At 37.7% G+C, this 14,757-nt stretch carries 13 protein-coding genes; 5 read left to right on the top strand and 8 right to left on the bottom strand.

The genetic code is table 11. The features are described 5' to 3' along the window. Positions 1-49 precede the first annotated feature (49 nt). The 8 genes from OPU68_RS00775 to OPU68_RS00810 all read right to left on the bottom strand — a co-directional run bounded on the left by OPU68_RS00775 (position 50) and on the right by OPU68_RS00810 (position 9,052). Complete coding sequence (locus OPU68_RS00775) at positions 50-1,039, bottom strand: aspartate-semialdehyde dehydrogenase (RefSeq protein ID WP_498472042.1); 990 nt, start codon at positions 1,037-1,039, stop codon at positions 50-52. A gap of 36 nt (positions 1,040-1,075) precedes the next feature. After that, complete coding sequence (locus tag OPU68_RS00780) at positions 1,076-1,504, bottom strand: hypothetical protein (RefSeq protein WP_498472044.1); 429 nt, start codon at positions 1,502-1,504, stop codon at positions 1,076-1,078. An 81-nt stretch (positions 1,505-1,585) separates the two neighbouring features. Then, positions 1,586-4,279 (bottom strand): TonB-dependent receptor, encoded by a 2,694-nt coding sequence (locus OPU68_RS00785; RefSeq protein ID WP_498472045.1) that lies wholly within the window; start codon positions 4,277-4,279, stop codon positions 1,586-1,588. Between the two features lie 60 nt (positions 4,280-4,339). Continuing rightward, positions 4,340-5,203 carry a carboxylating nicotinate-nucleotide diphosphorylase gene (gene nadC / locus OPU68_RS00790; RefSeq protein ID WP_498472046.1) on the bottom strand — a complete coding sequence of 288 codons (864 nt, stop codon included), beginning with the start codon at positions 5,201-5,203 and terminating at the stop codon, positions 4,340-4,342. Beyond that, positions 5,200-6,354 (bottom strand): PDDEXK nuclease domain-containing protein, encoded by a 1,155-nt coding sequence (locus OPU68_RS00795; RefSeq protein ID WP_498472047.1) that lies wholly within the window; start codon positions 6,352-6,354, stop codon positions 5,200-5,202. Before OPU68_RS00795 ends, nadC begins: the two co-directional genes overlap by 4 nt. Positions 6,355-6,361: 7 nt before the next feature. Further along, on the bottom strand, positions 6,362-7,957 hold the full coding sequence (nadB, locus tag OPU68_RS00800; RefSeq protein ID WP_498472048.1) for an L-aspartate oxidase: 1,596 nt from the start codon (positions 7,955-7,957) through the stop codon (positions 6,362-6,364). Positions 7,958-8,158: 201 nt separating this feature from the next. Further along, on the bottom strand, positions 8,159-8,401 hold the full coding sequence (locus tag OPU68_RS00805; RefSeq protein WP_498472049.1) for a hypothetical protein: 243 nt from the start codon (positions 8,399-8,401) through the stop codon (positions 8,159-8,161). Between the two features lie 24 nt (positions 8,402-8,425). Continuing rightward, a complete protein-coding gene (locus tag OPU68_RS00810; RefSeq protein WP_498472050.1) occupies positions 8,426-9,052 on the bottom strand; it encodes an NAD(P)H-dependent oxidoreductase in 627 nt (208 codons plus the stop codon). A 334-nt stretch (positions 9,053-9,386) separates the two neighbouring features. Here OPU68_RS00810 and mraZ point away from each other — a divergent pair, with 334 nt between their 5' ends. The 5 genes from mraZ (at position 9,387) to OPU68_RS00835 (ending at position 14,755) form a co-directional block, all read left to right on the top strand. Continuing rightward, the gene (gene mraZ, locus OPU68_RS00815; protein ID WP_498472051.1) at positions 9,387-9,860 is read left to right on the top strand and encodes a division/cell wall cluster transcriptional repressor MraZ; all 474 of its coding nucleotides are present in this window, start codon (positions 9,387-9,389) and stop codon (positions 9,858-9,860) included. Positions 9,861-9,941: 81 nt separating this feature from the next. Further along, positions 9,942-10,835 (top strand): 16S rRNA (cytosine(1402)-N(4))-methyltransferase RsmH, encoded by an 894-nt coding sequence (gene rsmH, locus OPU68_RS00820; protein WP_498472052.1) that lies wholly within the window; start codon positions 9,942-9,944, stop codon positions 10,833-10,835. A 75-nt stretch (positions 10,836-10,910) separates the two neighbouring features. Continuing rightward, on the top strand, positions 10,911-11,276 hold the full coding sequence (locus OPU68_RS00825) for an FtsL-like putative cell division protein (protein ID WP_063971539.1): 366 nt from the start codon (positions 10,911-10,913) through the stop codon (positions 11,274-11,276). Beyond that, positions 11,257-13,254 (top strand): penicillin-binding transpeptidase domain-containing protein, encoded by a 1,998-nt coding sequence (locus tag OPU68_RS00830; RefSeq protein ID WP_498472053.1) that lies wholly within the window; start codon positions 11,257-11,259, stop codon positions 13,252-13,254. Before OPU68_RS00825 ends, OPU68_RS00830 begins: the two co-directional genes overlap by 20 nt. Positions 13,255-13,294: 40 nt before the next feature. Beyond that, on the top strand, positions 13,295-14,755 hold the full coding sequence (locus OPU68_RS00835) for a UDP-N-acetylmuramoyl-L-alanyl-D-glutamate--2,6-diaminopimelate ligase (RefSeq protein ID WP_498472054.1): 1,461 nt from the start codon (positions 13,295-13,297) through the stop codon (positions 14,753-14,755). Positions 14,756-14,757 lie beyond the last annotated feature (2 nt).

The following is a 14,757-nucleotide window of genomic DNA, read 5'->3' on the forward strand; positions in this document are numbered from 1 at the left end:
AAAAAAAGAATCTTCGAGGTTTTTCGAAGATTCTTTGATTTTTGTTAGTTTATACTAAGTTGTTTGCTATCAGATATTCTGCGATCTGAACTGCGTTTGTAGCAGCGCCTTTTCGCAGATTGTCTGCCACAATCCAGAGGTTGAGCGTTTTCGGCTGGGAAAGATCTCTTCGGATTCTTCCTACAAAAACATCATCTTTTCCTTCGGAATACAATGGCATCGGGTAGTGGTTATTCTTCACATCATCCTGAAGTGTCACGCCGGGTGTTTCGGAAAGGATTTTTCTTACATCTTCAAGGTCAAATTCATTTTCGAATTCGATGTTAACGCTTTCGGAATGTCCGCCTTGTACGGGAACTCTTACGGCTGTCGCTGTCAAATTGAAAGTATCGTCGCCCATGATTTTTTTAGGCTCTTTCATCAATTTAATTTCTTCCTTCGTGTAATCATCATCAGAGAAAACATCGCAATGTGGCAATGCATTTTTGAAGATCTGATAAGGATAAACTTTCTCAGGACTTTCGCCTTTAATTTCAGAATTTAATTGATCAACAGCAGCTTTACCAGTTCCGGTTACAGATTGATAAGTAGAAACCACGACTCTTTTAATATCATATTTAATATTCAAAGGGTGAAGAACCATTACCAATTGGATTGTAGAACAATTTGGATTAGCGATAATTTTATCTTCTTTGGTCAACACATTGGCGTTGATCTCCGGAACGACCAATTTTTTAGTCGGATCCATTCTCCAGGCAGAAGAATTGTCGATAACCACGGTTCCAACTTCGGCAAATTTAGGAGCAAATTCCAATGAAGTATCACCACCAGCAGAAAAGATGGCGATCTCGGGTTTGACTGCAATAGCGTCGTCCATGCTTACGATAGTGAATTCCTTGTCCTTAAACTTGACTTTGTTGCCAACAGATCTCTCTGATGCTACAGGAATTAATTCGGTGATTGGAAGATTTCTCTCTTCCAAAACTCTCAGCATAACTTGTCCAACCATTCCGGTTGCGCCTACTACAGCTACTTTCATTTTTTATAATTGATTAAATATTAATGATAATTGATTTTATCCGAAAACTCTTGCCCAAGGAAATGCGAATACGAAAAGTGCAATCGCCACAAATCCTAAAGACATAAGACGTATTGTTAATTTGTCAGCAGTTTTCAGTTTTTTGTTTACGATGGTCATCAAAACTGCAGCAACCAGCATAGAGAATGGGTGCTCCACGTAAGTGAATCTCAGGTCAGCGTTTTTCATTACTGCGCCCATATCCAGACCTTTTGTGAAATTGGTGATCAGCATGGTGATACCAATCAGGAATTGAACGTGAAAGAAGATCATTGTAAACAATGTCACTTTGCGTAAAGCCTTTGTAATGTTGCCACTGTAAGTAAACATTGTTACCAACAGAAGAATTAAAAATGCAGCCACCAAAGCCAGTTCCAGATAAGCGAAACCCTTGTGTGCGTGCAAAAGAATGTTGTAAACTTCCATATTCAGATTTTTGAATGACAAAGATAAAAAAATCCCGACAGATAGCCGGGATTTGAGTTATTAATTAAAACAAATAAATGTTTAGAATCTATAAGAGATCGTAGCTGCCCAAGTTCTTCCAAAACCGAAGTAAACGTTGTTGCTTACATCTAGACCTTTGTAGAAATTACTTGAGTTACTATTGTATGCATCTAACTGCTGTTGAGCTGTCAGACCACCTGTAATATCTTTATAATCTGATAAAGTTTTTTTAGTAGAAGATCTTAAATCAGAGATATACGTTGTGTCAAACAAGTTATAAACATTTGCAGAAAGCATTAGTCTATGACCATTTTTTAAATCAAATGTGTAAGATGCTCCAACATCTGTCAAATTATAAGAAGGTGCTTTCAGTGAGCCTTTTTCAGATCTTGCAGCTGGAATTACGCCACTTTCCGGGATAATAAAACCACTGTTAATGCTAAAAGTTCCATAAAGGTTATCGTAATATCTCCAAGTTCCATAGATATCAAGATTTTTAACAGGTTTGATTGTTGCACCGATTGCTGTAGTGGTTTGTGCTGCATCGGCAACTTTAAGACCGTCCAAAGCTAAAGTTACATCATTTCTTCCGTTTGCTCCAACTAGAGGTGCTCCATTTTCGTCAACCAAAAGACCACTTGGATTATTTTTATACTTCCAGTTTCCTATTGAAAACATTCCGTTAAACTCTAAATAACTTACTGGCTTATAGAACATTTCCAGCTCTGCACCCATATGGACTTGTTTTACTCCATTTAAACTAACGGTTGCTCTTTCTACACCATAGACAGTTAATCCGGTTAGTCTCACGAATCTATCATCCCAAGATGTGTAGTATAAGTTTACATTTGCTCTTAATGTAGAAGATCTGAATCCATAACCAAATTCTGCAGAAGAAATTTTTTCGTTTTTAAGATCCTTATTAATTATCTGCTGGCTACCTGTTTGTCTACCGTCTGAAACTGAGTATGGGAAAACAGCATTGAAGTTTGGCTGCTTAGAGTAATATCCAGCATTTACAAAAACGTTATGCTGATCATTAATATTATAGTTCACACCAGCTTTTGCATTATAACCAAACAAAAATTTCATTTCTGTTCTTCTAGGAACTTTTTCTCCTAACTGTTCTGTAACGCCGTCAATGATCCAATTGTCAATTCTTGAAAATCCTTGTTCTGAAGCTGAACCTTGAACAAAAGCGGAAATCTGGTCTTTAGAATATTCTAACTGTCCAAATACACCACCCCAAAGAACTCTTCCGTCATAATTTCTATAAACAATCTGGCTTTTATCTTTTACAGCAGCAGCAAAAGGATTGGCTGGCGCTGTAGGACTGTAAGCGGTATTTACTATCATATTAGGATTATTTTTGTTATCCTTTTCTATGAATTGATTATTCCCCCAAAGATCTGTCAGGATTCCAGGGTGGAAACCATAGTAATATCTTCCGTCAACTCCGGCAGAAAAATTCCAGCTGTCGTTGATTTTGTGTTGGAAGTTTGATAAAATTCCGTACCAGTCGTGAGAATTTACGGAAGCTCTTCTTACTAATCCGTTTGTTCTTGTTGCTGTTCCAGGTGTTGCATTTACCGCAGTATAGTTAGAACCATTAGCGGTCCAGCTAAACGTTCTGTTACCTTGATTCCAAGCTACAAGATCATCAAAACGGATTAAACCATTTTCGTCTTTGAAATAAGCGTCATTAATTCCTTTGGAATTGGTTGCTGCTCCAGACCCACTGGTTTTATTTCCTGTAATTGTTCCAATAACACCAGTTCCGCCTCCACGACCCCAAGAGCCATAAATAACTGTTGATAATTTGGATTTTTCTGACATCGTCCAATCCCAGTTGAATGAAGCAACAGGTTTACTGTAATAGTTCACTGACTGAGAATATTCCTGTCCATTAAGATAACCCCAGTTAGAGTTATATCTTCTGTTCGGTTCGTCTACACCATTCCCATACTTCAAATAAGTTGCAATAGTACCATTGAAATTTTGATTATGCCATTGTGGAGCACCTGTAAAAGTAAACTGGAAATCGTGTTTTCCTTTTTGATATCCTAAAGCAAAATAATAGTTGTATGCTTCGAACTCAGAACCATCAATATAAGTACTACCAGCAGTTCTTGACATTAAGAAAGATGAAGACCAGCCTGTCTGAGATTTTCCTGTATTGTAGGAAAATAATGTTTTAAGATAACCATCGTTTCCAAGACCAACAGTTACATTACCTTCTCTTTTTTTATCAGCAGCTCTTGTAAGAACGTTAATTGTTCCACCAACAGAAGCGATTGCCAGCTTAGAAGAGCCTAGTCCTCTTTGTACTTGCATTGCAGAAGTTACGTCAGATAGTCCTAACCAGTTAGACCAATAAACGGCGCCGTCTTCCATTCCGTTAACAGGTACACCGTTAATCATTACCGCAGTATTGTTAGTATCGAAACCACGGATGTTGATTCTACCATCTCCAAAACCACCGCCGCCTTTTGTTGTATACACCGATGGAGTAGAATTAAGAATTTCAGGAAATTCTTGATTTCCTAATCTCTGTACGATTTGTGCTTCTTTAATTGTAGAAACAGCAACAGGGGTTTTTCTATCTTTTGCGATATCAGCAACTCCTGTCAACACTACTTGTTCAATGTCTGTGTTTTTGTCAATTGTATCTTGAGTAGACTGGGCAAAGTAAAAACTTGCTGTACTCATCGTCAGCATTAAGGCAAATACTGGTTTTTTCGATAACATTTTCATTTTTTTAAGATTTATGTCGCAAAAGTCTTAAAAAAATCAATATGTTCTGTTAATATAATGTTAAATTTTTAATGCCTTGAGACTCAGGTCGATATTGCTCGAAGAATGGGTTAAAGCACCCGCTGAGATAAAATCTACACCAGTTTTCGCCACCGAATTTAACACATCACGTGTGATTCCTCCGGATGCTTCGGTCTCAGATTTTCCATTTACTATTTTTACAGCTTCAGTCATCATTTCCACTGGCATATTATCAAACATAATCCTGTCAGCACCGGATTTTACGGCTTCTTTTACTTCCTCAAGGTTTCTGGTTTCGACTTCTATCTTAAGTTTCAGTTTATTTTTTTTGGCATAGTCTTTTGCCATTTTTACAGCATTGGTGATGCTTCCATTGTAATCGATGTGATTATCTTTCAGCATTATCATATCATACAAACCGTATCTGTGATTGGTTCCGCCACCGATGGCGACAGCCCACTTTTCACAAACCCGGAAATTAGGCGTTGTTTTTCTTGTGTCAAGCAGTTTTGTTTTTGTTCCTATTAATCGGGAATCCCAATCGTGCGTCATCGTTGCAATGCCACTCATTCTTTGCATACAGTTCAGGACCACTCTTTCTGTTGATAGAATCGACCTTGCTTTTCCGGTAACAATGAAAGCAATATCGCCTTTTTTAGCAGATTCTCCATCTTTGATAAAAGTTTCAACCTTCAGATTTTTATCAAAGTATTTGAAAATAATTTCAGCCAATTCCACTCCGGCAAGAATACAATTTTCTTTAACTATTAATTGAGCCTTTTGTTCCAGATCTTTTGGAATCGTGGAAAGTGTAGAGTGGTCACCGTTTTGGATGTCTTCTTCCAGAGCTGTTCTGATGAATTCTTTTAAAACTTTATCGGAGGCGTATGCTGGTCTTTTCATTTTGTGTTGATATTTTTATTAAGTTCATTTTCAATTTCTTCAATGCTCGGCAAAGAAGATTTAAAGTTATCGGGTAAAATTTTTCTTAATTCATAGGAAGAGATTCCCAAAGGTTTGTGCAAATCGGTCAAAGAATATTCTGCAATGATGTCATCTTTGGTTTTGCAGATAATCAATCCGACGGTTGCATTATCATTTTCGTCACGCAATTGCTTATCAACAGAAGTGACGTAAAAATTGAGTTTTCCTGCGTGCTCCGGCTCAAATTCTCCAGATTTCAGTTCGATGACAACGTATCTTTTTAATTTAATATGATAGAAAAGTAAATCTAAGAAAAAACTTTGATTCCCGACTTTCATTTCTACCTGCTTCCCGACAAATGCGAAACCATTGCCCAGTTCAATTAAGAATTTCTGAATATTATCAATCAAAGCATTTTCCAGTTCGCGCTCTTTGAAATTATCAGTGATATTAAGGAAATCGAAAATATAAGGGTCTTTCAAAGTTTGTTTTACCAGTTCGCTATCATAGTCAGGAAGGGTTTTAGAAAAATTAGTAATCGCTTTTCCTTGAGATTGGTAGAGATTTCCAGAAATCATATTAAGTAAAACCGCTCTGCTCCAACCGTTTTCTATGGTTTGATTAATGTAAAATAAAGCTTCGGTTACATTTTTACATTTCGTGAAAATTTCAACGTGATGCCTCCACGGAATTAAAAAAAGCTTTTGGATTAATTCTCCACCAACTTGCTGGAGATTTGAATTGTCATTATTTTTTCTGACTTCGCCAACAACTTGTTGAACTTTTGGTATCTGTTTATTTTCTTCTTCTGTGAATATTCCACCAACTTGGTGGAGGTTTATAACTTCTTGATTATAAAATTGATAGAATGTTTCAAAGTATCTTAAATTGGATGAGGAAAAACCTTTAATCTCAGGAAATTCATTTCTCAAATCATTACTCAATTGCTTGAAAAATCCCGAACCGTAAGTATTCTCAAAACTCCTTTCGGAAATTTCCCTTCCCAAATCCCAATACATCTCTATCAAAGCAGAATTCACCTGAATGGCCGCTTTGATTTGACTTTGCTGGATTTTCTGTTTCAAATCTGAAATCCAACGGAAGTATTGTTCATTGTTCTCTTTAAGCATATTTCAATTACTCATTAATCAAAAGCGGTTTCGTAGCCAAATCTTTATTGTAAAATGCACCTTTGTTTTCTTTCATTTCTAATGATTGCTTGATAATCAAATAAGACACATTCACAAGATTCCTCAATTCCGAAAGTTGTGGCGAAAGGATGGAATAATTATAAAGTTCCGTCACAGCTTCGTAGATTTCACGCTGTTTTTTCTTGGCTAATTCTAGTCTCGCATTGCTTCTCACAATCGCAACCAAATCGCTCATCATTTCCTGAAGTTGCTTTCTGAGGTAGGTCACGAGAACCATCTCGTCCATCATTTTCATTCCCTCTTCATTCCATTCCGGAACAGCTTTCAGGTCATCAAAGTTGAAATCATTTTCTTTAAGGAGTTCAACGGTTTTCATCGCCGCGTTGTGGCCAAAAACCAAACCTTCTAATAAGGAATTCGAAGCTAAACGATTTGCGCCGTGAAGTCCGGAATTGGTACATTCTCCAACGGCGAAAAGATTTTTGATGGAAGATTGTCCTTTTTTATCCGTATCAATTCCGCCCATCAAATAATGACAAGCCGGAACCACGGGAATCAACTCTTTCATCGGGTCGATACCTTCGTCGAGACATTTCTGATAAATATTGGGAAAGTGATGAACGAATTTTTCCTTGTCCATCTCTCGACAATCCAAACCAACGTAATCGTCTCCGGATATTTTCAGTTCATTATCAATTCCTCTTGCAACGATGTCACGGGAAGCTAATTCTTCGCGCTCATCATACTTTTGCATAAAAGGTTTTCCGGATTTCGTTCTCAATTTTGCGCCGTCACCACGAACAGCTTCGGAAATTAGGAACAACATTCCGTCACGTTTGGAATACATTGCCGTTGGATGAAACTGGTAATATTGCATATTGGAAACCTTGCCGTGCGCTCTGTGAACAAAGGCAATTCCGTCTCCGGTTGCGATGATTGGATTCGTAGTGTTCTTATAAACGTGACCTGCGCCTCCGGTTGCCACCAAAGTGATTTTCGCAGTGATTTTTTTTATTTTTTTATTTTTCTCGTCGAGGACGTAAGCGCCGTAACAATCAAGATTTTCTTTCTCGAATTTTTTATTTGGAACGTGGTGCTGAGTGATCAAATCGATGACGTAATGATGTGCCAACATTTCGATATTCGGAGAATTGTTGACGGTTTCCAAAAGTGCTCTTTCAATCTCGAAACCTGTGATGTCTTTGTGATGAACGATTCGGTTTTCCGTGTGTCCGCCTTCTCGTCCGAGTGAATATTGACCTTTCTCTTGGTCAAATTTTGCACCCCATTCCACAATTTCATTGAATCTGAGTGGCGCTTCTTCTACAACTGTCCGTACGATTTCGGGGTCATTGATGTAATCGCCGGCCCGCAACGTATCGTCTATATGTTTTTGAAAATTATCTTTGGAAAAATCTGTGACAACGGCCAATCCGCCTTGCGCATATTTTGTATTGCTCTCATCCTCATTACCTTTTGTTACGATGATGATTTTGGTGTCTGGCAATTGTTCGGAGATTTTGATGGCATAAGAAAGCCCTGAGATTCCGGAACCGATTACGAGAACGTCTGTTTTTATCATTTATATTTTAAAATTGAAAGATTAAAAATAAGAATTTAAATTGAAGGATAATTTTCAGGGTCAGATTTAGGTATTTTAAAAAAAATATCGCAAAGGCACGAAATATTTGTAATAAAGGCTTAATGTTTTAAGTCGCGAAGTTTCAACTTTGACCAATTAAAATCTTTGATTTTTTGCGACTTTTAACAGTTTTCAATAAAATTAATGATTGCGACTTTGCGTTAAAAATTCTTGTTTAATAGAATCCCAATCAGTAAAATCCTCAGGTTTTGCATTTCTGACTCTTTCTCGCATCAATTCCTTTTCCTCCTCAGAAATCTCAAAATCAAAACTTTCATCTTTTGCGAAAATGATTACTTCTGCATATTCAGAGTCAAAGTTTTCGGGAAGTTCGATATTCAATTTGTGGTCTTTCACCTCCACGATTTGTCTGATTGCATTCATTTTACCTTGAATTTAAAATTAAAATTACAGAAATTTGATGAACTTATCCGCAGGTTTTCTCACTTTTTTGAAGTTTTGGAAATTATCATCCTCAGCCCTATAACCTAAAGTCAGAACCACGGCGATTTTCTCACTTTCTTTATCGATTTTCAAAACGTCTTCCAAAATGTCTTGTCTGAAACCTTCCATCGGGCAACTGTCAATATTTTCCTGTGCAGAGGCCATTATCAAAGAACCAAGAACGATATAACTCTGCTTTTCCGACCAACTTTCCATTTCCTGCGAAGTTTGATTTTCCAATTGGGTATTGATATTATTTCTAAAAGCCACCAATTGTTCCAAAGTCACGCCTCGCTCATTTATGATATGACTGAAATAATTATCGACATATTCCTTATTAATATTGGTCTTAGAAACCAAAGCAATCAAATGCGAACAAGTCGATATCTGCGATGGATTGTAAAACGCCGGAATCAGTTTCTGAATCGTCTCATCGTTCTCAACTACCAAAAGATGATACGGCTGAAGTCCCTGTGAGCTGACTGACAATCTTCCAGCTTCCAAAATATTGTTCAGTTTTTCGGAGCTAATCTTTTTTCCGTTAAATCGTTTTACGGAATATCGCCAGTTAAGCGCTTCTAAATAATTCATATGCAGAAACTTATTGATTTTTAAAGGTCAAACTCAATCGCTTTTTTATCCATCGGTACTTTCATTTTTAAAGTGTGGCGATTTCATATAACAAATATAAGGATTTGATTTTGGGTTTAGAATGATTTTAAATAATAACAACTTTTACGCCCATTTTTTTAAACCACTCAAAGAAAAGCCTTTATGATAAAGGATTTCCTAATATTTTTATTTAATTGATTTTAAATCAAATCATTAGCCAAGAAAGCCCTGAAACCAAAAAGTTATAAACATTAAGTACAATTGTGGGCAAAAGTGGTAAAATGTGGTAGAAATTTATATAAATTTGCTCCAAATGAAAAACTTCATTGGAACATACGAGTGTAAAATAGATGACAAAGGGCGCATCAAACTGCCTGCTTCGCTTACGAAGCAGATGGAACACTTTGCAGATGAGCCATTTATCGTCAAGCGTTCGGTATTTCAAAAATGTCTGGAAGTTTACCCGATGGAACCTTGGGACAGATTGATGGCGAAGATTAATTCACTCAATCGGTTCATCAAGAAAAATGCAGATTTCATCAGAATGTTTACGGCTGGTGTGAAAACTGTGGAAATGGACAACGTTGGACGTCTGCAAATCAGCAAAGATTTGACGCAGTTTGCCAATCTTAACAAGGAAATCGTCATCACCAGTGCCGGTGAACTCTTCGAAATTTGGGACAAAGAATCTTACGAACAGGTCATCGCGGTAAGTGAAATTGATTTTGCAAACCTCGCAGAAGATGTAATGGGAAACCTGGACGAAATTAATAATCAAAATTTGTAAAAAGTATCAATGTAAAATGTATTCACGAATCCGAATCATTAATACGTAAATAATTTTGACATCAATACAAAAATCTAAAATATGTATCATAATCCAGTCTTGCTGAAACAAAGTGTAGATGGTCTGGTAACCAATCCGGACGGGATCTACGTGGACTGCACTTTCGGTGGTGGCGGACATTCCCGTGAGATTCTCGGTCGACTTTCGGACAAAGGGAAACTGTACGCTTTCGACCAGGATTTGGATGCTCTGAAGAATAATATTGATGACCCGAGATTCACTTTGATTAATCAGAATTTCAGGTTTTTGGAGAATTCATTGTTGGCTTACGGCGTTACAGGCGTTGATGGGATTTTGGCGGACTTAGGTGTTTCTTCCCATCAGTTTGATGAGGCGGAACGTGGATTTTCCATCAGAAGCAATGCGCCTCTTGATATGAGAATGAATGTGATGCAAGGACTTGATGCAAAGAAAATCATCAATGAATATGAAGAAGAAGATTTGGCTAATGTGCTATACAATTACGGCGAGCTGAGAGAATCCAGAAAGTTGGCCAGAGAAATTGTTCATCACAGAAAAACAAAAAAGATCAATACGACGGATGAATTGAAATCACTTTTCAGTTATATCCCGGCTTTCAAGCAGAATAAATTCTTCGCTCAAATTTTTCAGGCAATCAGAATTGAGGTGAATCAGGAATTGGAAGTGTTGAAGGAATTATTGGTTCAATCTTACAAAGTTTTAAAGCCAGAAGGCAGGTTGGTAATGATTTCTTACCATTCTTTGGAAGACAGATTGGTAAAACGTTTCCTGAAAAATGGAATGTTCGAGGGTGAACCGCCTCGTGATATTTACGGGAATTACAAGAAAACTTTTGAATTATTAAAGACAAAAGCAATCATCCCGGACGATAAAGAAATAGAAGAAAACTCACGCGCACGAAGCGCAAAAATGAGAATAGGAACAAAATTATAGTTGATGGTTTTTAGTTGATGGTTGTTGGAGAAATTCTAAATCTATCAACTGTCAACCGACAACAAACAACCAAAAATGGCAAAATTAACTCAAAACAAACAGAAGAGACTCACTTTTATGGACATCATAAAAGGGAATTTCCTTAACCGTGATGAGGTAAAAGCGCATTACAAATATTTCCTGTTCATTTTCGGATTGCTGATGGTGATGATTTACAGCAACCATTTGGTCAACACAAAAATTGAACACGTCAACAAATTAAAAGAAGAAACTGAGGAGTACAAGTCGCGAAATGCCTATGCACAAAGCCGACTGATAAAAATTAGAATGGAATCAGAACTGGGAAAAGAAATGGTTCAGGATTCTTTGGTGAGTTTGGAAAGCCACCCAATGAAATTATTGATAAAAGCGGACAGCACAGATGATAAAGCAACCAGATAACAATTACGAAAAAAAACGTTCCAATGCGCTGAAGTGGGGCTACCTTTTTGTTTTGGGAGCTTTCGTTTTGTTTGTCATTTTTTTAGGGAGAATTTTGGTTCTTCAGAATACCAATGTTCAGGAATTTGAGGATAATTACATCAGCAAAAATTACCGAGAAGCTACTTTGAAAGCCGCTCGTGGAAACCTTTTCGCTTCAGACGGTTCTATCTTGGCGACGACGGTGATGCGTTATGATGTTTATCTGGATTTCAAATCGATGAGGGATACGATTTATTCCAATAACATTGCAGCTTTGACGGATTCTCTCAGCAAAATGTTCGACAAACCGAGAAGTTATTTTCGTGCAAGACTGGATGCTCAGAACAAAAAAAATAACCAATATTATCTTCTGGCAAAAGGACTTGACTTCGATGAATATGATAGAATCCGAGAATTTCCAATCTTCAAAAAAGGTAAGAACAAAGGTGGTTTCATCGTAGAAAGAAATTTCCGTAGAGAATTGGCAACGACTCAAATCGGAGCCGGAACAATTGGTGCTGACAATGGAGAATCAAAATCTGGATTGGAAGGCGCTTTCAGCAAATTCTTGACCGGAATTGATGGAAAACGTTTGGAGCAGAGAATCAATTCATCTCAATGGAAACCAATTGACTACTGGAAAGTTCAGGAGCCAATTGATGGTCAGGATGTTTATACGACTTTGGATTTGAGAATTCAGGATATTGCGCATACGGCTTTGGAAAATCAATTGATAAAATTTGATGCAGACCACGGAAGTGTGGTGGTGATGGAAGTTGCAACAGGAAAGGTAAGAGCGATGGTCAACCTAAGAAGAACCGAACTGGGAATCTATGTAGATGCTTACAATTATACCGTAAAAGATGCGCAGGAACCAGGTTCGACTTTCAAAACAGTTTCTCTTTTGGCTGCAATGGACGATGGTTTCATTGATGAAAATACAAAAGTGAACATCGGAAATGGAATCTGGACTTACGCAGGACAAAAAATCACGGATGGTCACGGCGGTGGAACTTATGATGTGAGTGACGTTTTGGCGAAGTCTAGTAACGTAGGTGCAGCAAAGTTGATTACGGAACATTATGCAGATAAGCCACAGGTTTTCATAGACCATTTGAAGCGTTGGAAAATGTTCGATAAAATGCAAATCGAATTACCGGGAATTGCAAAACCATCGATTCAGACTCCGCAAAGCAAACGCTGGAACAAAGCGACTTTGGCTTCCTTAGGATATGGCTATTCTTCAAGTTTTCCATTGTTACAAATGGTGACTTTCTACAATGGGATTGCCAACAAAGGTAAAATGGTAAAACCGCTTTTCATTGATAAAATCACAAAAGATGGTAAGGCACTTTACGAGGCTAAACCGGAAGTGATGGTCAAAAAAATGGCGTCAGACAAAGCCATCCAAATGATGACAAGCGCTTTGACAAAAGCAGTTGAGAAAGGAACGGCGAAAAGTATTTACACTCCAAATCTGAAAATTGCAGGTAAAACAGGAACGGCCAGAATCTTATACTGGTTGCCTGGGCCAATGAGATATCAGGCTTCTTTTGCCGGTTTTTATCCATCAGACAATCCGAAATACACCTGTTTTGTGGTCGTGAATCAACCGGATACATCAAAGGGGTTTTATGGGGGAACTGTTTCGGCACCAGTCTTCAAAGAGATTGCAGGAAAGACATTCCTGAAAACGCCTTTGAATGTTGAGAAAGAATTGTTGGTGGAGCACAAAGTTGACCTGAGTAAAATGATTGAGCCTAATGTAAAGGTCAACATTAAAAAAGATTCGATGCCGAAACTGGTTGGGATGATTGGCAAAAATGTGATTCCACAACTTGAAAATTTGGGTTACAGAGTGGATTACAAAGGTGTTGGGAAAATTACGGGACAGTTTCCGGCAGAAGGCGCAACCATCGGGAAAAATCAAAAAATATATCTGAATCTTCAGAATTAAAATAAGCTAAAGGCAATTAGCCAGAAGCTACAAGCAGAATATGAATTTAGAAAAATTATTACAAAGAATCCAGGTTTTGGAAACAATCGGAACTCTCGAAAAAGAAGTGTCTGAATTGGTTTTCGACAGCAGAAAAGTTGTTGAAGATTCTTTGTATGTGGCGTTGAAAGGAACAGTTTCGGACGGACATTCTTACATCAATTCGAGTATCGAGAAAGGTGCGAAAGTGATTATTTGTGAAGAATTGCCTTCAGACATTAATGATAATATTACTTACATTAAAGTTGAAGATTCTTCAAAAGCATTAGGACATTTGGCTTCTAACTTTTACGGAAATCCTTCAGAAAAATTAAAATTAATCGGCGTTACCGGAACCAACGGAAAAACAACCGTTACAACTTTATTGTTTGATATTTTCAAAACTTTGGGTTATCAATCTGCTTTGATTTCGACTGTTGAATATAGAATTGGAGACGAAATTATCCCTTCAACTCACACAACGCCGGATGTCATCAGACTAAATCAAATGTTGGCGAAAGCGGTAGAAATCGGTTGTGAATATGCTTTTATGGAAGTCAGTTCTCACGGGATTTCTCAAAACAGAACCGAAGGTTTACACTTCAAAATTGCTGGTTTTACGAATATCACGCACGACCATTTGGATTATCACAAGACTTTCCAAAACTACATCTACGCGAAAAAAAGATTCTTTGACGAGCTGGAAGATTCCGCAATTGCCATCACAAATGCTGATGACAAAAACGGTTCGGTAATGCTACAAAATACAAAAGCGAAAAAGAAAACCTTCGCTTTGAAAACGATGGCAGATTTCCACGGAAAAGTGCTGGAAGTGGACTTCAACGGAATGTTATTGAACTTTAATAACAAAGAATTCTGGACAACTTTGACAGGGAAATTCAACGCTTCAAATCTACTTTTAGCTTACGGAATTGCCTTAGAATTAGGAATGAACGAAGATGAGGTTTTGCAGGCAATTTCTGTGCTTCAACGCGTGAATGGCCGATTCGAAACGATAAAATCAAATGGCGGAATTTTCTTCGTGGTCGATTATTCTCACACGCCGGATGCCTTGGAAAATGTGTTGGACAGCATCAATGAAATCAGAACGAAAAACGAAAGATTGATTTGTGTTTTCGGTTGTGGCGGCGACAGAGATAAAACCAAACGTCCGGAAATGGGTGACATTGCGACAAAGAAATCAACGTTGGCAATTATCACTTCGGACAATCCAAGAACGGAAGACCCAGCGCAAATCATTAAAGAAATTGAAGCCGGAATTCAACCACAAAATTTCAGCAAATACACTTCGATTCCGGACAGAAGAGAAGCGATTAAAATGGCCATCAAATTTGCTGAGCCAAAAGATATCGTCGTAGTCGCAGGAAAAGGCCACGAAACGTATCAAGAAATCAACGGCGTGAAACATCATTTTGATGACAAAGAGACGATTAGAGAACTATTACAATTAATGGGAAAATAAGA

It is taken from the genome of Chryseobacterium sp. TB1-D10, from assembly GCF_059803555.1.

Bases quoted from the DNA above. Each gene is read 5' to 3' on its own strand.
- OPU68_RS00785 (WP_498472045.1), bottom strand. From the start codon at position 4,279: ATGAAAATGTTATCGAAAAAACCAGTATTTGCCTTAATGCTGACGATG.
- mraZ (WP_498472051.1), top strand. From the start codon at position 9,387: ATGAAAAACTTCATTGGAACATACGAGTGTAAAATAGATGACAAAGGG.
- OPU68_RS00810 (WP_498472050.1), bottom strand. From the start codon at position 9,052: ATGAATTATTTAGAAGCGCTTAACTGGCGATATTCCGTAAAACGATTT.
- OPU68_RS00830 (WP_498472053.1), top strand. From the start codon at position 11,257: ATGATAAAGCAACCAGATAACAATTACGAAAAAAAACGTTCCAATGCG.
- rsmH (WP_498472052.1), top strand. From the start codon at position 9,942: ATGTATCATAATCCAGTCTTGCTGAAACAAAGTGTAGATGGTCTGGTA.
- OPU68_RS00835 (WP_498472054.1), top strand. From the start codon at position 13,295: ATGAATTTAGAAAAATTATTACAAAGAATCCAGGTTTTGGAAACAATC.
- OPU68_RS00825 (WP_063971539.1), top strand. From the start codon at position 10,911: ATGGCAAAATTAACTCAAAACAAACAGAAGAGACTCACTTTTATGGAC.
- nadC (WP_498472046.1), bottom strand. From the start codon at position 5,203: ATGAAAAGACCAGCATACGCCTCCGATAAAGTTTTAAAAGAATTCATC.
- OPU68_RS00780 (WP_498472044.1), bottom strand. From the start codon at position 1,504: ATGGAAGTTTACAACATTCTTTTGCACGCACACAAGGGTTTCGCTTAT.
- OPU68_RS00795 (WP_498472047.1), bottom strand. From the start codon at position 6,354: ATGCTTAAAGAGAACAATGAACAATACTTCCGTTGGATTTCAGATTTG.
- nadB (WP_498472048.1), bottom strand. From the start codon at position 7,957: ATGATAAAAACAGACGTTCTCGTAATCGGTTCCGGAATCTCAGGGCTT.
- OPU68_RS00805 (WP_498472049.1), bottom strand. From the start codon at position 8,401: ATGAATGCAATCAGACAAATCGTGGAGGTGAAAGACCACAAATTGAAT.
- OPU68_RS00775 (WP_498472042.1), bottom strand. From the start codon at position 1,039: ATGAAAGTAGCTGTAGTAGGCGCAACCGGAATGGTTGGACAAGTTATG.